The sequence below is a fragment of the Rhodococcus sp. USK10 genome (assembly GCF_019378875.1).
In the GTDB taxonomy this organism is placed as follows: domain Bacteria; phylum Actinomycetota; class Actinomycetes; order Mycobacteriales; family Mycobacteriaceae; genus Rhodococcus_F; species Rhodococcus_F pseudokoreensis.
Map to the genome: position 1 here is coordinate 1 of NZ_CP076048.1, position 21,817 is coordinate 21,817.

At 62.5% G+C, this 21,817-nt stretch carries 17 protein-coding genes and 1 pseudogene; 7 read left to right on the forward strand and 11 right to left on the reverse strand.

What is annotated here, in order from left to right; translation table 11 throughout:
• Positions 1 to 544: 544 nt before the first annotated feature.
• The 7 genes from I1A62_RS06955 to I1A62_RS06985 all read right to left on the reverse strand — a co-directional run bounded on the left by I1A62_RS06955 (position 545) and on the right by I1A62_RS06985 (position 6,574).
• Positions 545 to 1,582, reverse strand: a complete 1,038-nt coding sequence (locus tag I1A62_RS06955) for a DDE-type integrase/transposase/recombinase (protein WP_219461081.1) — start codon at positions 1,580 to 1,582, stop codon at positions 545 to 547.
• Positions 1,555 to 2,016: a hypothetical protein gene (locus I1A62_RS46140; protein ID WP_256973529.1), complete on the reverse strand. Its 462-nt coding sequence runs from the start codon at positions 2,014 to 2,016 to the stop codon at positions 1,555 to 1,557. The genes I1A62_RS06955 and I1A62_RS46140 overlap by 28 nt, the downstream gene beginning before the upstream one ends.
• A gap of 90 nt (positions 2,017 to 2,106) precedes the next feature.
• Positions 2,107 to 2,475, reverse strand: coding sequence for a hypothetical protein (locus I1A62_RS06965; protein ID WP_257890702.1), 369 nt, complete (start codon positions 2,473 to 2,475; stop codon positions 2,107 to 2,109).
• Positions 2,476 to 2,522: 47 nt separating this feature from the next.
• The gene (locus I1A62_RS06970; RefSeq protein ID WP_308340785.1) at positions 2,523 to 2,804 is read right to left on the reverse strand and encodes a DUF6308 family protein; all 282 of its coding nucleotides are present in this window, start codon (positions 2,802 to 2,804) and stop codon (positions 2,523 to 2,525) included.
• A 102-nt stretch (positions 2,805 to 2,906) separates the two neighbouring features.
• On the reverse strand, positions 2,907 to 4,229 hold the full coding sequence (gene ltrA, locus I1A62_RS06975) for a group II intron reverse transcriptase/maturase (RefSeq protein WP_257890703.1): 1,323 nt from the start codon (positions 4,227 to 4,229) through the stop codon (positions 2,907 to 2,909).
• Positions 4,230 to 4,855: 626 nt separating this feature from the next.
• Positions 4,856 to 4,972: a DUF6308 family protein gene (locus I1A62_RS46145; protein WP_308340762.1), complete on the reverse strand. Its 117-nt coding sequence runs from the start codon at positions 4,970 to 4,972 to the stop codon at positions 4,856 to 4,858.
• Between the two features lie 453 nt (positions 4,973 to 5,425).
• A complete protein-coding gene (locus tag I1A62_RS06985) occupies positions 5,426 to 6,574 on the reverse strand; it encodes a hypothetical protein (protein WP_219458330.1) in 1,149 nt (382 codons plus the stop codon).
• 166 nt (positions 6,575 to 6,740) lie between these two features.
• Between I1A62_RS06985 and I1A62_RS46150 the strand changes: the two genes are divergently transcribed.
• From I1A62_RS46150 to I1A62_RS07005, 3 genes are all read left to right on the forward strand, one after another.
• Positions 6,741 to 6,920, forward strand: a complete 180-nt coding sequence (locus I1A62_RS46150) for an AbiV family abortive infection protein (protein ID WP_257891002.1) — start codon at positions 6,741 to 6,743, stop codon at positions 6,918 to 6,920.
• Positions 6,921 to 6,929: 9 nt separating this feature from the next.
• A complete protein-coding gene (locus I1A62_RS06995) occupies positions 6,930 to 8,012 on the forward strand; it encodes an IS630 family transposase (RefSeq protein ID WP_219458332.1) in 1,083 nt (360 codons plus the stop codon).
• Between the two features lie 265 nt (positions 8,013 to 8,277).
• Complete coding sequence (locus I1A62_RS07005; RefSeq protein ID WP_257891003.1) at positions 8,278 to 8,643, forward strand: hypothetical protein; 366 nt, start codon at positions 8,278 to 8,280, stop codon at positions 8,641 to 8,643.
• Here I1A62_RS07005 and I1A62_RS07010 read toward each other — a convergent pair.
• From I1A62_RS07010 to I1A62_RS07020, 3 genes are all read right to left on the reverse strand, one after another.
• A complete protein-coding gene (locus tag I1A62_RS07010; protein WP_219458334.1) occupies positions 8,634 to 10,727 on the reverse strand; it encodes a P-loop NTPase fold protein in 2,094 nt (697 codons plus the stop codon). The two genes, I1A62_RS07005 and I1A62_RS07010, sit on opposite strands and share 10 nt — an antisense overlap.
• Positions 10,728 to 10,781: 54 nt before the next feature.
• Positions 10,782 to 11,594 carry an RES domain-containing protein gene (locus I1A62_RS07015; RefSeq protein WP_257890704.1) on the reverse strand — a complete coding sequence of 271 codons (813 nt, stop codon included), beginning with the start codon at positions 11,592 to 11,594 and terminating at the stop codon, positions 10,782 to 10,784.
• A gap of 87 nt (positions 11,595 to 11,681) precedes the next feature.
• The gene (locus I1A62_RS07020) at positions 11,682 to 12,074 is read right to left on the reverse strand and encodes an antitoxin Xre/MbcA/ParS toxin-binding domain-containing protein (RefSeq protein WP_213570950.1); all 393 of its coding nucleotides are present in this window, start codon (positions 12,072 to 12,074) and stop codon (positions 11,682 to 11,684) included.
• A 1,388-nt stretch (positions 12,075 to 13,462) separates the two neighbouring features.
• Between I1A62_RS07020 and I1A62_RS07025 the strand changes: the two genes are divergently transcribed.
• The 3 genes from I1A62_RS07025 (at position 13,463) to I1A62_RS47115 (ending at position 19,921) form a co-directional block, all read left to right on the forward strand.
• Complete coding sequence (locus I1A62_RS07025; RefSeq protein ID WP_219458335.1) at positions 13,463 to 13,714, forward strand: hypothetical protein; 252 nt, start codon at positions 13,463 to 13,465, stop codon at positions 13,712 to 13,714.
• A 313-nt stretch (positions 13,715 to 14,027) separates the two neighbouring features.
• Positions 14,028 to 18,341, forward strand: coding sequence for an ATP-binding protein (locus tag I1A62_RS07030; RefSeq protein ID WP_219458336.1), 4,314 nt, complete (start codon positions 14,028 to 14,030; stop codon positions 18,339 to 18,341).
• Positions 18,342 to 19,321: 980 nt separating this feature from the next.
• Positions 19,322 to 19,921 carry a winged helix-turn-helix domain-containing protein gene (locus I1A62_RS47115; RefSeq protein ID WP_374710736.1) on the forward strand — a complete coding sequence of 200 codons (600 nt, stop codon included), beginning with the start codon at positions 19,322 to 19,324 and terminating at the stop codon, positions 19,919 to 19,921.
• On the opposite strand, the pseudogene I1A62_RS07040 reads toward I1A62_RS47115, so the two are convergent.
• A pseudogene (locus tag I1A62_RS07040) lies at positions 19,889 to 21,186 on the reverse strand (IS256 family transposase). The gene I1A62_RS47115 and the pseudogene I1A62_RS07040 sit on opposite strands and share 33 nt — an antisense overlap.
• 118 nt (positions 21,187 to 21,304) lie before the next feature.
• Here I1A62_RS07040 and I1A62_RS07045 point away from each other — a divergent pair.
• Entirely contained in the window at positions 21,305 to 21,760 is a 456-nt protein-coding gene (locus I1A62_RS07045; RefSeq protein ID WP_219458338.1) for a transposase, read from the forward strand.
• Positions 21,761 to 21,817 lie beyond the last annotated feature (57 nt).

A 21,817-nucleotide genomic window follows, 5' to 3' on the forward strand; every position in this document is an offset into this window, starting at 1 on the left:
CAGTGGGTCGATTCCCGTTGCCGTCGATCGAGTCGCTTCGCTCCTCTGCGTTTCCGAAATTAGGTTCTCACCTGCATCTTTGATCGGAACGTTCGATCCGGTCCCCCACACCCCAACGGGGCTGGGGACGCGGAGGTGGCTCCTGCTTCGCCGCCCACTCGCCTTCCCGCACCGCTCCATGTCATACCCAAAAGCATACCACCCCACCTCACACAAACCAAAAACAGGCAAAACCCCAGAAACACCTAAATCTGTTGATTTACAACAGATTACGAAACTTACAACATCAAGTTTGTGCACAACACATGTAAAGTATTATTACCCAATTGATTACTCAAACATGTTGTTGAACAACAACTTTCAAAATCGGGCTCCAAAACGGACGAAACAGACACCCGCGCCCCCTCCACACCCCGGCGCCGGCACTGAACCACACAGGTCGCCGGCGACCCCACATCACAAACCGGGGACATGTCATCACACCAGGTCACAACACCATCACACCCCCACACAGCCGCGGCCCGCACCCAGGAAACGGAAGTTGTCAACCTGTCTGAGACACGTTGGTGTTGATTCCCGTCGGTCCGGGAAGGGCTGGTGCTACCGGTCTGGCCCGGAACCGTTCGGGATGCTGCGACCAGTAGCGGTCGAGCGCTTGCTGGCGCCGTTGCCGGTCGAGGGCAGCGGTGCCGGCATGGATGGCCGCCGGGGTGTGGCGGCCGAGTCCGCTGTGGCGGTGTTCGGTGGCGTAGCGGTGGAGAAACCCGGCGGTCCAGTCGCGGGCATGGTCGATGCTGTCGAACACGAGCGGGCAGCTCAGGTCGTATTTGATGGTCTTGAACAACGACTCCGAGAACGGGTTGTCGTCACTGACCCGCGGCCGGGCATACGAGGCGAGCACACCGTCGCCCGCAAGCGCATCGACGAGGGTGTGGGCACGCATGATCGATCCGTTGTCGGCGTGCACCACCCCCGGCGCCCCGTGTTCGGCGATGGCGGTCGCGAACATCTGCACCGCCAGGTCGGTGTTCTCGGTGTACTCGATCCTCCAGGCCACCGGATACCGAGAGAACACGTCGATCACCAGATACAGCTTGTACCGGTCCTGCGTGCGGGGCCCACGGAGCTCGGTGACATCCCAGGACCACAAGTCCCCGACCCGCCCGCAGTGCACGATCGGCTTGTGCCGAGGAGTTGAGCCACCACCGTATTTCCTGCGTCGGCGATCGCCGACCATGTTCTGTTCGGTCGCGACCCGGTAGAAGGTCCGCTCCGAGCAACCGACCCTTCCCGCGTCGAACGCCCGCCAATACGTCTGCACCACAGACAGTTCGGCGTACTCGTCGGATTCGAGCACAGCGATGATGGCGGTGCGTTCATCGGCGGTCAGCGCGGCCGGTTGCCGTCGCTTCTTCTGCGGTATCGGGTCGGTCACCGGCCGGTAGTGCCGGTAGTTGCGGGTGAGCCGGTAGTACGTCGAGCGTGGCAGCCCGACCAGCCCACACGCGGCGCGGACCCCGATCCCGGTTGCGGCGAGCTCGTCGACGAACTCGATCAGTACAGTTTGTTGCGTTCGAGCCAGTTCGCGTACTCGGTGGCGCTCAGCAGCGCCGGCGGGATCTCGGGTTCGTCGTCGGTCGTCGAGCTCGTGGTAATCCCCTCCAAGAGCTCGTACGCTTTTCCCAGAATTTCCTGCACGGCCTCACCCTGGGCGACCTTGTGTTTGAGTGCCGCATTCTCCTTGCGTAGTCGTGCCAGTTCGGCACGGTCGGCGTTCTCCATTCGGCGCAGCGACCTCTCTTCTCGGGTGACCGACGTCAGTCCCGTGAATTCTCCCTCGTCACGGCTGCGCAGCCAACGCCGCACGGTGGCCCGGGTGAGGTTGTGCTCGCGCAGCAACCTGGTCCTGGCGCCCCGAGCGGTCGCAGCATCCCATTGGTGGATGAACTCGAGCCGAAAGGCAATCGGGAATTGCCTCCCGCCGGTCGGGGTGCGTCCGATCTCGATGTCGATCATGCATCACTCGCTTCCCCGCGCCCCTGCCACGATGTGTCTCACGACCACCCTGGCAACAAACGGAAATCTGGTGCGGGCCACGCGGCACGCTCAGTCCGGGGTGAAGAACAGGTCCATCCCGATGACGAACCACGCCGCCAACGCGGCGATCGGCATAAACGCCAGCACAAACGGAACGGCGAACTGCCGGGCAGCGCGCCACGGAACCGTCACCAACCCGAACACCACCACCAGCACCGCCGGCCCCGCCCAGCTCACCCAATACCCGGCCGGCGGCGGATCCGGCCCGAACGAGGTAAACGACCCGTGCGGATACACCCGAGGTCGTGGAACCTCGAAGAAGTGCTGCCACAAGATCACCGCCGGCACATAGCAGAAGAACCCCACCAGCAGACCCGCGATGACGCCCAGCGAAATCCGCAACCCTTTACCCGATCCCCCGGGTGTCACCTCGTCCACACCACCCATCATCGACCTCGCCCACTGACGGGCCACCCCGGGACGTATCACCTTCCCAGGTCAGAGCCCTCGCCGAGACCGCGGTTCTTGCCATCCATCCACGCGATCACACCAAACACGCGGAGTACGGAGATCTCGTCGGGGAGGCCGGCCTCCCCGCGGATCGACAGCAACCGGTGATGCAACGCCCCGTCGTCCGCCCGGAGGGCCTCCCGGACCGGATTCAGATGCGCTCGCTCGGTGCCCAGGACCTGACTGACAACGGAGTGTAGGGTCGAGAGCTGGCGCGGTGGCAGATCCTGACTGTAGGTCGCGAAGCCAATGAGCAGAACGGTTTCCCGCTCGACTGTTCTTCTTCACGGCCGTGGCCAGGGTGCTCCGTTTCCAGCTCCCGCCCGTCAATCCGTGCATGCGGTTCTCCCGCACACGGCTTACCGACGTCGTTCACCGCCGGCATTCGGTCTCTCCCGCCAAGCCTTGAAAGGCCTGGGAGCGACGACAGTTCCCGACAGCGAGATCAGCCCAAGATGGTCCGGAGACTGGTACGCCAGCACCGACCACCCATACTCGCGGGAACGCTTGTGGCGCTTGGCAATAATTAGCGCCACCCGTGTCCACGCGTGGTGGATGATCTTCTCGAAGGCGATCGCGGAGTTGCCGTACCGGAAATACGCGGCCCAGCCGCGCAGAAAACGGTTCACCTTCGCCACGATCACCTCGACCGGAAGCAGCAACCGCGACCGGCGGGTCAGTTCCCTGACCCGGTCACGGGCGTGCCTCATGGCCCTGTCCGCGGGCCAGCGAGCGAGGAATGTGACCGACTTCTTGCTGTTGCGACGTCCGGTCACCCGAACAAGCCGGTGGTGAAAGCCGAGGAAATCGAACCCGGCCCCACCGACCTCCAGATGCACAATCCGCGTCTTGGCTTCCTTCGGTTCCAAACCGAGCTCAGCCAACACAGCCCTCAACCGCGCCAAGGCGGCCTCGGCCTGTTCACGCGATCTGCACATCACCACCACGTCGTCGGCGAAGCGAACCAGCACGCCGTGCTCTCGCGCATTCCACGACCGGTCTATCCGGTGCAGATACACGTTGCAGAGCAACGGACTGATCACCCCGCCTTGTGGTGTGCCCGTCACCGGGCGCCGCAGCTGCCCATCCTCCATCACCCCCGCACGCAGGATCGCGCGCAGCAGCTTGAGGACGGACTGGTCACAGACGCGTTCCTCGATCGCCTGCATCAACTTCTCGTGCGGAATCGCCGAAAAGCAATTGGCGATGTCCGTCTCGACCACCCACCGGCGGCCCCGCCAGGACTCATCGATGAGTACCTGCAGGCCGTCGTGCGCACCACGTTTCGGCCGGAACCCGAACGAGCACGGCAACATGTCCGCCTCGAACACCGGCTCCAGCACGATCTTCATCGCGGCTTGCACGATCCGGTCACGAACCGAGGGAATCGACAACGGCCTCGACTCGCCTTCCACACCCGGTTTCGGGATGAACACCCGCCGGGCCGGAAGCGGCCGATACCGTCCCTGCCTCAATTCGTCGGCCAACTCGTCGAGCAGACGGACCACGCCGTACTCCTCGACCTCGACCAGGGTGACCCTGTCGATACCCGGTGCGCCCTCGTTCGCGCGCACCGCAACCCACCCACGCCATAGGACGTCTCTGCGACAGACCTTGTCCCATAGCGCATGAAACCGTCGCCCGGGATCGGCCTTGGCCGCCCGGTACAGCGCATGCTGCAAGGCACGAACCGGATCTGCGGGAGAAGATCCCGCAGCGGCAGAACTAGTCACCTGGACACTCACCGAGCCCCTCCAAAACAGCAATACACCTCGACGAAGCAGCGGCCCTTCCCTCACCGGCGGTTATGTTGTCCGCTCGGCTCAAGCAGTACTACGGCCGCCTCCGACGCCCACCCGGCACGCCACCCACTTCCCGGATTACCGGTTATAGGGCACGCTGCTCCGGAGAACACCAATCCGCAGGTTCCCGGGCCGGGGAGGGCCTCTCCAGTTCCCGCCGCCACTATCGATACGTTCCGCACCCCATACGCCGAGGAGTCCTTCGGTGCCTGCATTTCCAGGTCTTGGGCACCTTCCGTGGCCTTCACCCTGATGGAGCGGGCTCGGCACTCCCTCTTCCCCACCCAAGGGCGGGATACCCTAACGACGCCGCAGGTTTCGCTTCATGCTACGGACCGCATCTTCGCTCCCCCTATTACAGGGCTTTCGACACTGGGCTCCGACCCGACCCGTTTCCAGACCGAGCCGCCAGTCTGCTACCGGGCCTCCTGGCAGCTACCCGGACCGGACTTCCACCGGCAAGCGACGACGAGCTTACGAACACGACAAGATCGACTACCTCGAACTCATAGCCACTCCTCTCGTGTTCTGCTGGACGCACCCCAGATCGGATACAGCTGGGGACGTTTGCGGGCGATCAGCTTCGTCGCCTTCGTCCGGCCGATACCCGGCAACGCCCACAAGGCCGTTTCCAGGTCCCAGGCGGGCCACCCCGGGGCGAGCGGGTCCGGTTCGTCGAACCAGGTCCCGATCCGGACCTATCCCCGTCAGAAGGGCGTTCAGCGCCTCCGCCTGAGTGTGCAGGATCGCCCGCGCCGCGGTCGGGGGGATCTGGACCAGGAGTCGAAGTGTGCGCCGACGTAGGCGTCGTCGCCCAGGTACGGGTGGCCGTAGTACCGGTTCAGTGCCGCGATCGCCGCAGCGTCCGAGTCCGTCGCGAGGGTGGTCGGCAGCCGGAAAGTCATACCCCGCACCCTCTCACCCCACAGGCGCCGGCAACCGGGGCTGGGGTGGTTCGCTACGCGCCGGCGCCGGCGCCGGCGCTGCCAGAGCCAGCTCCTCGTCCACCAACACCACCGGGCTAGTGGGATCTGTCATTGATCTGGATCCGATAACGTTGTCGGTTTACGACTCCATCATCTGTTCCAGTCTGTCCATCTACTGTCGTGGACACGCGCGGCTTGCCACCGAAGAGAATCCGCAGGATTCAACGCCACGGTATCGAGTTTCGGTTCGAGCGTTCGGCCGTATCCATCGAACTGGGAAGATTTGGTAACTCTCGGTTCAACTTTCGACCATTGGACAGCGTGCTGTACTACAAGCCGAGGATCGGCCTTTCGGGCTGCCCAACACTGCTCCATCGATTCGATGATATGAACCACCATCGTGGTCACCGAAGCGCATAGGCCATCGAGCACATCTGTGCTGGCCTTCATCAGGAACTGCTGACGAAAGGCCAGTTGATGCTCGCGGCGTCCACTGCCATCGTTCTGAGCCGAGTAGACGAATGACTGGATCTCGCTCCATTTTGGGTGACGATAGAACACTCTCGTGAAAGTGCCACCGTCCACCATGACGTTCATCTTCTTCGACGGCGATCGGTGGGTCATCGCGTTCCGAGTGTCACGCAACCATGAGAGCCACGCGCTCGGCCCATACGGGGTGGGATCAGTCGCTGCGAGCAGCCGACGTTGCATTTCGCCGCCGGGCGTCTCCGCTGCGAGAATTGCGGGGTAGTCGAACCGGTTCTTCGGAATCTGAGGTGGCTTACCTGCGGTGGCTCGTAGATTCTCGATCCTCGTCCAGTCGGCTTCTACCACATCTTTGCTGCCGTAACCTCCCACAATGATGATCGCCGCAGCGATGCGGTCAAGTCCCTGTCCGAGGTGGAAGAAGCACTGTTCGGCGGATGCAACCACACGGTGCGCACGACGATCCACGGTCGCGCCGCGAGGCATGGCTGCGAGGTACTGCTCAGTCGAAGGTCGATGGGCGGACCTGCGGTTCAGTTCTCGCCAAGCCTGTCTCACCGCGTAGTTTTCGGCGTGCGCATTTTCCTTGTGGTCGACTGCGGCGAGTGAAGCCGACGTCAGTGCCTCGGCGGCGCCAGCGACAGTCTGGAGCAAGTAGTCCGCCAGTAGAACGCGTGTCTTCCAGTCCAACTGCCCAGCCCAATATCTGAACCCACCGCTGTCGACGTCCAGGTCGGCGGTCAGGGTTCCTCGGAAGGTGTTCAGTGCGTCGACTGCAGGCCGCACTCGCTCCAGATACTCGTTCACCGGCATAGGTACTGATCCTATGAGAGTGGCGCGCCGACCGATAAATACGGATGTCTGCCCGCTCGTGTGGCGGCATCTACCATCGTTACCAGCGATCCGGGCCTCGAAATGCGTCGACAGCGCGTGCCGCGGCAGTGTCAGTGCCGTCCGGCAGACTTGTCGCATGGTGGAGATGGCTCCGAGGGAAGCACGGGTGTTCTGGAAGGCGTTGATGGATAATGCGGCCTCGCTGATTGCCGATGCCCACGTCTTGCTAGCTGCCGAGTCGTACGGGCGTGCCAGGTCGTTGACCGTTCTCGCTCAGGAGGAGCTAGTGGTGTGTCTCGCAAATAATTGTCGATCGATTCGATAGAATCCGTACATGAGGAATCCGGTACCCGCTTTGGAGATTTCCGATGGGCAGCGCGTTGTGCTCGAGTCGTTGGCGCGGTCGCAGTCGGGTGCACACCGGGAGGTGGTGCGGGCCAAGGCGCTCTTGATGGCGTCCGAGGGCATGGCCAACACGGCCATCGCGCAGGCATTGTCGGTATCGCCGGGGTCGGTGGCGAACTGGCGGGCGCGGTTCGCCGAGGACGGCATGGCGCGGTTGGGTGAGGTGCGCAAGGGTCGTGGTCGCAAGCCCTCGATCCCGCAGGAGAAGATCGATGAGATCGTGGACCTGACGCAGAACTACCGCCCGAAAGGCGAGACTCATTGGAGTTGCCGGACGATGGCCGAGGCGGTCGGGGTTTCCAAGGACACCGTCCAGCGGGTGTGGTCCGCTCGCGGACTCAAGCCACACCGGGTCGAGACGTTCAAACTGTCGAACGATCCGCGATTCGAGGACAAGCTCGTCGACGTCGTCGGTCTGTATCTGAACCCGCCCGAGCGGGCGATCGTGTTGTGCGCGGACGAGAAGTCGTCGGTGCAGGCCCTCGACCGGACCCAGGCCTCGCTCCCGATGATCAAGGGCCGCGGCGAGACGATGACCCACGACTACAAGCGCCACGGCACCACCACCTTGTTCGCCGCACTCGACGTCCTCACCGGCACCGTGATCGGCCAGTGCCTGCCCCGCCACCGCCACCAGGAGTTCCTGCGATTTCTGCGCACCATCGACCACGAGGTGCCCAAGGACTTGGAAATCCACCTGATCCTGGACAACTACGCCACCCACAAACACGAGAAGGTCCGGAACTGGCTCGACAAGCATCCCCGGTTCCACCTGCACTTCACTCCCACCTCCTCCTCGTGGCTCAATCTCGTCGAACGTTGGTTCCGCGAGCTGACCGATAAAGCTCTGCGGCGCGGGGTCTTTCACTCCGTACCGCACCTCATCGCCTCGATCGAGGAATACCTCGATGCCCACAACGAAAACCCCCGACCGTACGAATGGACCGCGACCGCCGAATCCATCCTCGCCAAGGTCGCGCGCGGCCGCGTCGCGCTGGAAAAGATCAGCTAAATCCGAGACACACCACTAGGAAAGGCGTTGTGGGTCTACAACACGTTCGAGAACGCGTGGAGCCAGGGAGACGAGAATCCACCCAGAGTCGATGCACTGGCGCGGTACGGGCGCAGTCACACGAAGAAGTACTTGAAAGCTTTCGTGTTCGGCGACGAGCTCGCCGCCTTCTGGGGGGAGTGCAGCTCCATGCCGGACCACCAAACCGAGGAAGATTCGGGGGCAGATGCCGAGCGTCGCATGAAGGAGACCGAAGCCGGCCGCGATCGAAGCGAATCTCGCCAAGCAGCGCGGCTTCTACGTGGATCGAGACAGCGCCGGTGCAGTGGCCTCCCCCACTCAGATCGAGGCCGGGACGACGGACGCTGATCTACAGACTGCCGCCCAAATCGTCGAGATGCTCCTCATCCGCGATCACAGTCGCATGAAGTTCGAAGCAGTCACGCCCTACGACAGCACCCACGCCCAGCAAATCCGACTTCTGCCGGTCTCCCATCCCAGCGACTGGGCGGCGACCTCAGAGCAGTTCCGCTCAAACGAGATTCTCCCCCATCAATCGCCGCGGCTAGGAGCGATCAAGCCATCCCACCCGAACGCTTGTGAAGCGCAATCCATCGACGATCACGACTGAGGTGTACTCATCAGTGCAAGTTCTTGTCTGGCGCGGCGTCGACGGTTCGCAAAGGTGACGTCATCGACCTGGATCGGGGTGCCGTCGTGAGCAGGTCGAAAGTGCGGTACCCAGGTTTGCCGGGGCACAACCTGCTCGAACTGCTCCCTGTAGAAGTCCCCGAGTGTCCGCCTACCGGCATGTGGGGCGATGCCGATGTTGATGCCCACGAACCTGGCGGCGACATCATCGAGTGGACGGCCACCCTGGAGGATGTCATAGACGCGTTCGCGGAGTTTCCGCTGGCTGTCCTCGGTGAGAAAACCGACGTGAAAGAGCACCGATCCCGCCGCGGCCGACTCCTGGACATCGAAGTCGGCGATCGCCGCTGCGAGAGACTTCGCTTCCAGGTACTCGACCGCGGCGCGCTCCGGTCCTGACAGCGTGGTTCGATCGATTCCCGCGAGGGCTCGCACAGCGTGAGGCAGTGTCCATGCTGCCTCGACACGAACAATGGCCTGGCGGGCCTCGTCGTCGGATGGAGCCTGGGTGAGGGCGGCTCGGACGAGCCTATCCGCGAGGCGAATGCGTGCGGACCACCACGAGGCCGATTCTGGGTCTCCAATCAGTCGCCCGATTGCTAATGCGGCGGACACCGCGTTCGCGGTGTTGAACTCCGAGACTCTGTCCGGTAGCAGGCTGATTGCCTTGTCTGCGGTGAAGTTAGCCGTGTTCTCGTCGGCAAGTGCGGCGCCTAATGCTGATGCGGGGTCGAGTTGTCCCGTACTAGCCATCTCGGACAAGCCCCGCAGGACTTGAGTGTCGCTGATATCGCCGAGCGGAATTCCGAACACGAAGTACCGATCGAAGTACGCGGGTTCGGAAACCCGTTTTCTGCCGGGGCCTCTTCCAATGGAACGACCAACCAGTCCTCGTGATGCTGTCGCGGGAAACAGGTATCCGAGTAGGAGTTTCAAGCGCTCACGCTGTTCGTCGGTACCCTGTGGCACCACGTCCGTCAGAATCGGCGACCAGTCGACCTGTTGATTTCCCGATCGCGTGCGGGTGTCTGTCAGGTCCGTCTTCATCCGTGCGATCTGACGGTAGAGCGTGGGATAGCGCAATCGAAGGAACGTCAGCAGAAGAAGATCCTCGGCATTTATGTCCTCCGTGCCGATCACCATCAGCGTGGTGTCGAACTGCGCAACGAGGCGGTGGATCGCACGTATGGTTGCCAGGTCGACGTCTGGAACAAGGTCGAGAAGGTTGTTCGCGGGTGACGATCCGAATTGGCTGCGCCCGGTCAGGATCGCGCCGAGATTACGATCGATCTCGAGAGCCTGTAGCGCCTCGGTGAGGTCGCGGAGACGGTGGCCATGCTGCAAGGGCGGGAGGTCGAACGGGTATTGCACGATCTTTTCGAGGAATTGCAGTGCACGGTCGGTGTTCGCCGCGATCCGAGTTTTTGCGAGGACTTCGCACACGGTGTCTTGGTCGTATGCCAGCAGGTAGTGGATGCCGGGGAAGTTGCCCAGTAGTCGCACGGTCTTCAGAACGGCATTCAGTTCATCGGGGTGGAGTCGGTCGATGTCGTCGACGATTACCAGGACCTGAAGGCCGGAGTCGGCGAAGATTTTCGACGCGGACTCGAACTGCTCGCGAAATGGTTTATCGAGGGCTTTTGCGCCCCTTTCGATGAGCGCTTTCAAGCCGTGGCCGGCCATGGGCACGCCCGCGACGGCACCGGCAGCGACTGGGGCCATCGATTCGAACATCTTCGAGACCTTCGCGAGTGTCTTCTTGGGAAGAGCGGAGCCGATCACGGCATAGAACTCTGCCATGAGCGTCGCCGGGTCGGAGGCGGCCCATGGCGTGAAGTACCGAACCGACCACGACTGCGGCATCTGCTGCTCGATCATGCGTAGGACGGACGACTTTCCGCTGCCCCATGCACCGGTCAACCCGAAGGTCACACTCGGGCCGCTCCCCGCCGTTCCGATACGACGTGCAACCTGGGCGGCGAACGCTTTTCGATCGAGCCGGTCCAGGGTGATGTCTGTGATCGGTGTGTCGGTGAAAATCCCCGTCGACTGGTTACTTGGCATCCGTTACCTCATTACAAGTTCAGGAACAGTCGGTGGTCGCCGCCCATCCTCGCGTCAGTAGATCCGCATGTTGCGGAGCCTGGCCGCGTCCACCAGCGTCTTGGTATGGATCCCGATGCCTTCTTGGCCGATGGACGTCAGCTGTTCAGATGCGGGGTCGAGTCCGTCATCGACTCTGCGGAGCCAAATCGCCCAGGCGGGCCAATCGGCTCCCCATTTCGATCGGTACACGATCCCGTGCGGAAGTGATCCATCGTCGAGAACAACAGAACGGATCCACTCAGCGATCGTGGTGGTGATCATCTTGTCGAGGTTTCCGGTGATCACGCCCAAGGTGAGTTCGCTGACCCCGAGCCTCTCCAGGGTGTCACGCAGTTCCGCTTGGATGGTCGAGATACTCTGCGCCGCCGTCACGTCCACGAACCAACCCTGCCAGGGAAGACGCAGGGTATAGATAGACCGAGCCTGTCGCCACCCTTTGGAGATTGACGGGATCAGCATCGAGCCGTGCCGAGGGAGCTCCGCGGCGATCTGGGCATCGAGGGTCTCGGCGTCGTCATCACCGACGTCATCGAACAGCTCGCCCATCGGCGTGGCGGGCAAGCCCGGCTCGATGTAACTGATGACCTCGGAAAACGCTGCAGTCTCCTCGCTGGCAGCGTAGAGGGTGCGGTGTCCGGGGACATCCCAGCGCGACCACGATCCCCGATCATCGCTCCGGGGACGCTTCAGCGGGTTCATCGGGCCCCACTCGGTCTCGCCGATACGGTAGACCGTTTGGCCGACACTGGGAACGATCTGTAGACCGGTGCGCGAACAGATGCGCTTCTCTCCACTGCCCGCACTGGTTGTTGCTGTCTGTGTCACCGGTCTCCCGCCGCCCTATACCAAGATCAACAGTATAGGGCGGGACGGGACAGCACCATCCGCCAGTCTCCGCTTGGCAGAGTCCGTTTAAGCGTTGTAGCTTCCTTCGAGGAACGCTTTCGCCGCTGCAAATACGCGCTGCATCTCATCTTCGCGTATCAGCTCTGCGGGGGACGCGCCGCCAAGTCGCGGGTTGGCCGCGATCAACCATGCTCTGGCCACTTGGTCGTTTTCTTTCTGGTCGATAGCCGTAGCGAGAGTGTGGGCAGCGCGCAATCGGCGCACCTTGTCCACAGCCGGGGTGACGTGGTTCGGCTCCCCTGGAGCCAGCGCCCAACGCGCTGGTAGTGCCCGACTCCGGGAACCGGCCACGAACGCAGTGAAGGTGCGACCGAAGTGGTCAAGTAGATACTTGGCAACTTCGTGGGTTTCGAGCCTGGTGGTGTCTTCGCTTGTACGTGTCAACAGATCAGTAGGCATGTGTGAACCTCTTCGAGATGGACCGACAAGGGTCCTCAGCCAAACCTGAGGCTCTTGTCAAGACAGTTGGCATTGTCGGACTAAAAGTCAGTGCGCATGGTCTGCCGTCGATCGTTCTCGTTGTGTCATACACCTAGTGTAATCACAATTATCGCCAAATTGACCACTTATGGCGCTTAGATCTTCCCAGCACCATGAATAGGTGCAGGTCAAAGCAATTTTGACTCGCTCCATTCTCCCACGGGCCCAGGTCGCGGGATCCGCGAGAGCCATGACATCAGGCCCGGGCCTGTCGGACTCCTTCGAGTTGCTCGATCCGGCGCCAGAACGGCCCGGTGTCGGCGCGCCGTCACCCCTACCGGCGGCGATCGCAAGCACCCGACGCACCTCCGAGACCGGCATCGCCAGAATCAATTCGAGTTACACGCAGATACATTCATTCGATCTATACCGCTTCATCGAGTTGTCTGGTTTGATCCGGCATAAACATTCCAACCCGCTGACGCACAGAACCAGATCAAACCGGCTCTCCCGCAGACGACTTCTGATGTATGTGACCGCTCCGGGAGGCTTCGTTGATGTGCCGCCGATTCGGCCACCGACGCCCCCTGGGAACTAGCGACCACCCACCCATGCCAGTCCATCAGGCATGCCGATGCATCCGACCAACCGTTCGTGCCGCGGCAACCACGGAGAGCGGGTTACACGATCGTGTGCGGGGCCGAGGTCCACTGCCTCCGGACGCTGGGGCTTTCTGTGTTGTTCATACCCAAAATGCGCCCCTGACGGTGTCATTCACGTGAATGAACATCACCCGGCCGCCGCATACACGCACTGCCGGCGGACTTAGGATCGGCAGCCCGGGGATGCAATCGTCGTCTCCAACTTTGTTGCTACCGGAGGGCCGATGACCATGTGCAACGAGTGCGATCGTGTCGTCGACACTTGGGGCGATGGGCGATGACCGTCGATTTGGCGAAGGGGCCGACATCGGCACCAGCTTCGACGCCGCATCCTGATCCGATCAACCCGTACGCCGTGATCGCCCTCGTTGCCGCGCTGCTCGGGTTGTTCCCCGTGGCGATCGTCTTCGGCATTCTCGCGTTCTGGCGACTGTCCGGGCGGACCATCGCGGTCGCGGCACTCATCCTGGGGATCCTGGAGGCACTTGCCGCCGGGACGATCCTGTACTCGGCCGGGACCTCCCTCTCGGACGCGGTCACGGACTCGTCGCCGGCCACCAGCTACACCCTCCCCTCCGCGCAGGCCCCGAGCCTTACGCCGACGCCCCCGGTTCCGCCCGCCCTCGTTCCCCCGCTGCGGCGACCACCGAACCCGAGCCTGAGGCCATCACCACTGTCGACGAGCCCGAGCCGGCCACATCCCCCATGGTCAACGGCGACTGCGATCCATCCGTCGACAACCACGCCACCTCCGCCGACGGCACCTTCCTCAAATGCACCTACGCCGGATCCACCCACCCACACTGGGTGAGGTCCGTGCCGATCATCGGCCAAGCCGCCGAAGGCGAGAGCTGCAATCCCGCCGCCACCGGGATCGCCATCTCCCCCGAAGGCCAGGACCTGTTCTGCGTCAGCAACGGCCGCACCGGGACCGGTACCTGGGCACCCGGCCCCTGACAACGCTCGACGTACCCGACGATCGACTCATTCACGGGGCGTACGGGCTCGAAGATGCGATCAAGCATACGAAAGACGATGCAATCCATCCTGTGCCAGGCTATCGGTGGCCGATATGCATCACGGACCGGGGAGGCGGCGGCCCGTCTGGCGTAGCCCCGATTGTGCCGACGACACAGCGCGAGACCGAAACGGGAACTGACTCCACAAATGGTACAAGTGAAGGTCCGGTCCGATGTTGTCGCTACAGTCCACATATGAGTCTCGACGGCGATCTAATCGATCATTTCAGCTGCGTCAGTGGTGATCGAGAGTGCTGAGCTTGGACAGTTTCCGCAGCATCCGCTCCTGGAATGGATCGCAGCCCGATGCGTTCGAGGAGTTGTGCTATCAGTTGCGCGATCCCACCCCCGACGGGGCCATCCTGTGGAAGGTCGGCAACCCTGACCGTGGGTACGAGTGGTTCGTTCGCCATGAGGATGACACCGAGTGGGGATGGCAGGTCAAGTACACCTTCGGGATCGACGACTTCCTCAAGCTCGCCACCGACACTCTGGAGACGGTTGTCGCTGAGCGACCCAATTGCGTGCGATTGACGTTCTGCATCCCGTTCGATTTGCCCGATGTCGTGCCGAAGACGAGAGGCCGCCGTACCGGATCCTCAGCTGTCGAAAAGTTCGAACGGTGGCGCGACCAGCGCGAGGCGAAGGTGCCCGGATCCGAGCGCATTGAGATTCTGCTGTGGCCTGGTGGCGACTTGCTGACCCGGTTGAACGACCCGAGCAATCGCGGACGTGCCTGGTTCTTCTGGGATCAGGATGTGCTGTCGCTGTCTTGGTGTCGCCAGCGGGTCGACTCGGCGCGAGCTGTCGCCGGACCTCGCTACTCAGAGGAGCTGCACATCGAGATGCCGATCGCGGCGGCGATCGACGGACTCGCGCGCGCACCGCGATTTCGCCGCGATCGGAAGTTGTTGCAGACGTCGTTTAACTCGGCGGCTAACGGGCTGCTGCGCGTTCGTTTCGACGACGCGTTGCGTGAAGCCATCCAGTCGTGCCGCGCGATGCTCGCGAGATATGCCGATGCCGATGCACCGGCGGCTCCCCTCGATCTGCGCGACGCTCTGCAGCGATGTGTTAATGAGGTGGACCGGGTCATCGATGAATGTGGCGATGAATCTGTGTCGCTCAAGGCGAACTCGATGCTTGAAAGGCTCTTCGATGTCCAGGGTTATCTCCGATCGGGAGCGGCACAGGCGGCGCACGAACGTGCGCTGATCGTTACCGGTGATGCCGGCCAGGGAAAAACCCATCTGTTCGTCGATGCCGCCTACCGGCTACTGCGCGACGGTCAACCCACGGCGCTGATCATGGGAAGCAGCTTGACCGGGAGCGATGTGCTCAGCGAGTTGTCGCGAAGACTCGGTATGGAGACCGTGGGTTGGGTGACGATGCTCCAGGCAATGGCATCGGCCGCGGAGGCGTACGAACGCCCCTTCGTGCTGTTACTCGACGGAATCAACGAGTCCGATAAGGCGCGTGGCTGGCAGACCGAGCTCCCCACCCTGCTCGCCGAGATCCGCCACCACGCTCCCTGGATTGTCGTGGCAGTGTCGGTTCGCACAACTTATCGCGACATCGTGCTCGGCGCCGCCGCTCCCGACTTACCCACCGTCGAGCACCAAGGTTTCGCCGGTGTCGAGCAGTTGGCTGCGGAGACGTTCTTCGCGCACTATCAGCTGCCGGCACCACAGCTACCGTTGGTCGGTCAGGACATGTCGAATCCGCTGTTCCTCAAGCTGTACTGCGAGACCGTGCAAAACGGCTGGTCCCCGCCGGCGAACCAGCGAGCTATAACCGTCAGTACCCTATTCGACCGGTATCTGGACAAAGTCAATCAGAAGGTGTCCAGAACGCTAGAGCTGGATGAATCCGATCGTCTCGTGCAGCGATGCATGAGCCTCATGGCAAAGGAGTTCACTGAACACAGACAGGATTGGATTCCACGATCCGAGGCGAAAGAGCACATCACGGCGCTTGCGTCTCATCTGCAGTCGTGGCCACGAACCTTGTTCGGCGAACTCCTGTCGGAAGGATTGCTGTCGGCCGATATCATCGACATCGATGACGGCACCGAGTTCGTCGCGACCGAAGTTGTCAAGCTCAGCTATCAACGGTTCTCCGACTACATGATCGCCGAAGAGATTCTCTCCACTATCACGACGGTCTCACAGCTCGCCGCAGCCGCGTCCACCATCAGTGCATCGTCCTCGGGTGTCATCGAGGCACTGTCAGTGCTAATACCCGAACGATTTGGCGTCGAGTTGCTCAAAACAACGACGTGGAACCTCGATCCGCTCGACCAACAGCAGTGGCATGAGGCATTTCTACGCAGCCTGCCAACGCGCAGTGGTGACGCCATCACCACTGACACCGTCGAGCTTTTCGAGCAACTGGCTGGACTGCCGCCGTCGATGCGCGAGTTGGCGGCGCAAACGCTGGTCGAGCTGTCCGTCCATCCGGGCCATCGCCTTGATGTTGACTACCTTCACCGACTTCTCGATCAGACCGCAATGCCCGAGCGCGACGCTTCATGGGGAATCTCCCTGTATCACAACATGAATGCCGGCGCCCTCGGCAGAATCATCCGATGGGCCGCACGGCCGGACCACGAGAACTACCCGCACGATGTCGTCGAGCGAGTCGCGATTGTGCTGGTCTGGATGCTAGGAACACCGCATCGCCCGATGCGCGATCACATCACAAAGACGCTCTCTCGGCTGCTCTCGCACCGTCTAGACATCCTCAAGAATCTGTATGAACGGTTCAGCGCAGTCGACGACCCTTACATCTTCGAACGCCTCTGCGTGATCACCCATGGTGCGCTAATCACGTCGGAAACATCGATTCAACAGGATGCGGTCGAGGTTGTGCGGTGCATGGCCGCAGCGGTCGCCCGGCGCTCCGCACCCGATTTGCTGGCCCGAGACGCACTGAACGGTACCGTGGAATGGTGCGTACGAGCGGGAATGCTCGACCGTGACGCGGCCGATCAGCTTCCCCAGTCGGCGCGGTCGCCGCTGACCTTGGACGCGCCTACCGAGAGCGAGCTATTTGCCGTATATGGTCCGCGCGCGACGGGATCCACAGCGCAGGCCGGGTACTCGAGTATTCTTATGTCCATCTGTGGCCTTGGCGACTTCGGCGTGAAGGTCGTCGGCCCCGACGTCCGGCATTTCAGCCGGTACCCCGTAGACGAACCCTATCCCTCGCCTCCCCCTCCGCCCGCCCAGGCCGCCCTTGACGACATCCGTCAGAGACTTGCCGCGCTGCAGAGTAGGGCTCAACGAGAGGACGCCGGAGATAAAGACCCGGAGGAGAATTCCCCACGCACGCCAGACCAGACTGAAACTCAGCCACGTACGGAGTTCCCCGACGACTCCGCGAAGACATGGATCTTCCGAAGGGTGCTGCAATTGGGATGGACTCCGCAACTGTTCGCCGAGTTCGATGCCACCATCTCCTCACGTGGCAGAGAAGGCCACAAACCCGAACGCTTCGGTAAGAAGTATCAGTGGATCGCGCTGCGCGAGTTGCTAGCGCGGATCGCCGATAATTACCACCCTCGACGACGACTGGGCGACAACGAGAGCGCTTATCGAGGCGCCTGGCAGATTCATGGACGCGATATCGATCCGACCCTGCCGCCGTCGCCACTGTTGTCGAGTACCCGTCGGCAGACGCGATTCGAGACGACGTTCCCCACCGACGACAGCACACACTGGTGGCTCCCGGACGGGCCCGACTATCGTCGGTCCGATCCTCCAGCAGACTGCGACTGGGCTGCGCGCCCGGATGGCATAGTCGAAATTGAACCACACCTCAAGCGATTCGCTCCTGACGGTAGCGCATGGGTGGTACTTCACTCGACACACAATTGGGAAGAGGAGGATCCCCTCGGAGGGGAGGATCCTGACCGCAACCGTCGCCAACAAGGGAGCCACATCTACAGTTGGCTTGTTGCGAAATCAAATACGTCGTCGGTCTACAAGTTCTTATCAGAGAACTCGCTAATGGGAAGATGGATGCCAGAGGGAAGCAGCCCAACCTCGGTGGTCTATCTCGGCGAGATGCCGTGGGGAGCGTCGGCCAACGAGTATCCCCAAGAATGGGACACCGGACATGGTGCCAAGCCTCTTCCGAAACCGGTCTATCCCACGTGGAATGAATACTGCTGGGAGTCGGTTGTCCTCGACTGCTCCATCGACGAGGCAGTCAACGCCTGGATGCCATCGCTCGAACTCTTCGAAGCCGGCCAGCTGACCTGGCTGAACCGCACGCGACAATGGCTCGACGCCGATCGTCAAGTCACCGCCCAATATTTAGATACCGCCGACCAAAAACACGCCGCACTACTCGTCCGCCACACGTGGCTGACAAACGTACTCGAATCAGCCCAATGGTCAATTGTCTTCGGCCATTTGGGCGAGAAGCAGCTCTTCAGTTCAAACGATTCCCAACCAGGTTTGGCTGGTGACTGGACCGAAATCGATACGACAGCTGTTCTATACGGATCGGGTACCTGGAAGTTCGGCCACACCCGCACAGAGCGGCGACATCTCGAATGAATACTCGCGCGGAACATATGCCACCGATGCCCAACGCGAGTCGGGGCTCCGTCGTTCAGAAGCCTCGGAGATCGCAGTCAGGCCGTCCTGCGAGACAGACCACCGCCGTCGGCCGTGAACCCGACTTCCGCCTCCTTCGATTCCAGATCGTCACGGCCGTCGGCAGTTTGCTGTGTGACAGGTATCGTCCGCGGTTTGTCACCGGCGCGGCGGATTCTCACGGTGATTGGCATGTCGCCCGGCCGCTACCCAGATGGCCGCGATCGTTCGAACAGTGCGGATACGACCACCACGCAATCATCCGTGCATCATTCGAGCCCACGCCCGGAAACGGGATATTCTTCACCCAGCACTTCGCGACAGGAATCGGAACCACACCCGGTGCCTTCGCCGCATTCATCAAAGGACGCCAGCACCAGCTTCTGTTAGTTCATGGAGAACCGTGGGAACCCGTTCGTGTCCAAGCCGAAACCATGGAGGAGCTGATCTCCGCTGCCGCGGAGCTACACAGCCAGGAGCTGGCGGCGGCGAATCCGACGGGCAGCCACTAACAGCAAGGACGAGGGTGTACGACTTCGAGACCTGACCTGGTCCCGGCCACGCCGTCACGATCCTCACCTCGCAGGTCACCTTCGTACAACCAGATCGCCTGTCGAAGGTTGCCGCCGACGGTGAGTCCGGTGAGGTCGCCGCGTTTGATCCCGGGACGTCCGACCGGGTCCGGTCGCGACGGCCAGGCTTGGAGCGAGTTCGGGGGTGGCCCAGACTGGAGGCACGGAAACCCGCAGGACGGTCACTCATCTTCAGGCGATTAGAGATGTCTCGGTAATAGGGCGTGTCGTTGAACGGGATTCACACTGTGCTGCTGGATCATTGATGAATGGCAGGTAAGGGAAACCGGTTCGGGCGAGGGCTCGGATGCCCGGAAAGTCAAGCAGCGCGGCGGTCGCCGGGATCTCGAGGCGTTGCGTGATCGGCGGATGCGGGCTGCGGAGATGTTCGCCGCTGGGCGGCGGCAGGTCGATGTCGCGGTCGAGTTGGAGGTCTCCCAGCAGACCGCCTCACGCTGGCATCGACAGTGGATCGAAGGGGGCAACGAGGCGTTGGAAGGTGCCGGTCGCGCTGGACGCCGACCCCGCCTCAATGACGCCCAGATCGCCGTGATCCGAGAGGAATTACTCAAAGGACCCCAAGCTCACGGCTTCGCGACCGGGGTGTGGACCCTGGGCCGGGTCGCGATCGTGATCGAGCGGCTCACCGGCGTGACCTACGGACCCACTCAGACGTGGACGATCCTGCGGACCCGACTGGGCTGGAGCCGGCAGCGGCCGGCACGGCGGGCAGTCGAACGTGACGAGGACGCCATCGTCGCCTGGCGGGAGAACGAGTGGCCGCGGATAAAAAATAGCGCGGCGCCGAGGTGCGTGGATCTGCTTCCAGGACGAAAGCGGTGTGTCGCTGCTGCCGGTCATCCGCGCAACCTGGGCGCCCAAAGGCCTCACACCCGTGCTGCAGAGGAATTGTCAAAACCTGTGGATCAGAGGCCGTCAGGCGACCTCCGTCACCGGGGTGTCCGGTGACGGTTCCGGGGTGATCTCGACTGGCCGCTCGAGGAGCTTGCCCTTGTGGAACAGCGCACCGGCCCGCACCAACGCCACCAGATGCGGCGCATTCACCGACCGCCACCGAGCCTGTGCCGCCTCGATCAGCTTGTAGGCCATCGCCATCCCGGCCGCCCGCGAACCCGGACCCTTGGTCACCTTGGTCCGCAATCGTACTGTCGCAAAGGTAGATTCGATGGGATTTGTCGTGCGCAGATGCGCCCAATGCTCGGCCGGATACCGGAAGAACTCGAGCAGCACGTCGGCGTCGTCGACGATCTTCGCGACCGCCTTCGGGTACTTCGCGCCGTAATCGAACTCGAACGCCTTGATCGCCACTTGAGCCTTGTCGACCTCCTCGGCGAGGTAGATCTCCTTCATCGCCGCCAACGCGCCAGGATGCGCGGACTTCGGCAGCGCAGCACGAACATTCGCCTGCTTGTGGAACCAGCACCGCTGTTCGCGGGTGTCGGGGAATACCTCGCGCAGGGCCCGCCAGAACCCCAAGGCACCGTCACCGACCGCCAGCACCGGGGCCCGCATCCCGCGCCGCTGGCAGTCCCGCAGCAGGTCCGCCCAGGATTCGGTCGATTCCCGGTATCCGTCGGTGAGGGCGACGAGTTCCTTGCGGCCGTCGGACCGGACCCCGATCATCACCAGCAGGCAGAGTTTCTCCTGGTCGAGCCGTACCTTCACGTGGATGCCGTCCACCCACAGGTACACGTAATCCGCCTGCGAAAGATCCCGCTGCGCGAAGGCCTTCGCTTCGTCCTGCCACTGGGCGGTCAACCGGCTGATCGAGGCCGCCGACAGGCCGGCACCGGAGCCGAGGAACTGCTCCAGGGCGGGGCCGAAGTCGCTGGTCGACAGTCCGTGCAGGTACAGCAGCGGCAGCACTCGGACACCTGCGCGGACTTGCGGGCCCATGCCGGCAGAATCGCGGAGGAGAACCGCCTCCGTGCACCGGTGTCGGGATCGATGCGCTTGTCGTTGATCCGCGGCGCCTTGACGGTGACCGCACCCGCGGCGGTCAGCACCTCACGCTCCTGGTTGTAGCCGTTGCGTACCACCAGCCGGTAGCCGTTCTCGTCGATCTCACCGGCATGCCGGGCAATGTAGTCGGCGACCTCGGCCTGCAACGCAGCGGCGAGCATCTGCCGGGCACCCTCGCGGACGATCTCATCCAGCAGCGACCGCCCGCTGTCGTCGTTGGACTGGTCGTCGTCGTGTACTACCGTGAGCACGGGCGTACCTTCCCGCCAGCGTTGGCGCGCTGGTCTTGATCAGAGTTCGGATACCTCGCAGATCATCTTCCGGGAAGGCACGCCCTCCCGGGATCCACAGGTTCTGATCATTTCTCACGTGCTGCATCACCGGTTCTCCTGGAAACGCATGTCCATGGCCGGAGTGCTGGCGTATCGGCCCGATCGCAGCCAAAGCGCGTTCGTGTTCTCCATGACCGACGGCGCCTACAACACCGACAAGCTGATCGAGTTCCTCGCCGAACTCCGCGCCCACTTCGCCGGTCAGAAGGTCATCCTGATCTGGGACGGGCTCATGGCCCACCGATCCAAGGCGATGACCGCGTGGCTGGCCACCCAACGCGGCTGGCTCCACGTCGAACGCCTCCCTGCGTATGCACCCGAGCTCAACCCGATCGAACAAGCATGGGGCAACATGAAATCCACCGAACTCGCCAACCTGTGCCCCGATACACTCGACGAGGTCCGTGTGGCGACCGAGTCCGGGCTGACTCGGATCGGCTCGAGCTACGACCTGTGTCACAGCTTCCTCAACCACACCGGACTTTCCTTATGATCACCACTCACTCAATTAACGAAACATCTTTAGTAGATCATTGCCCGATGGCGAACG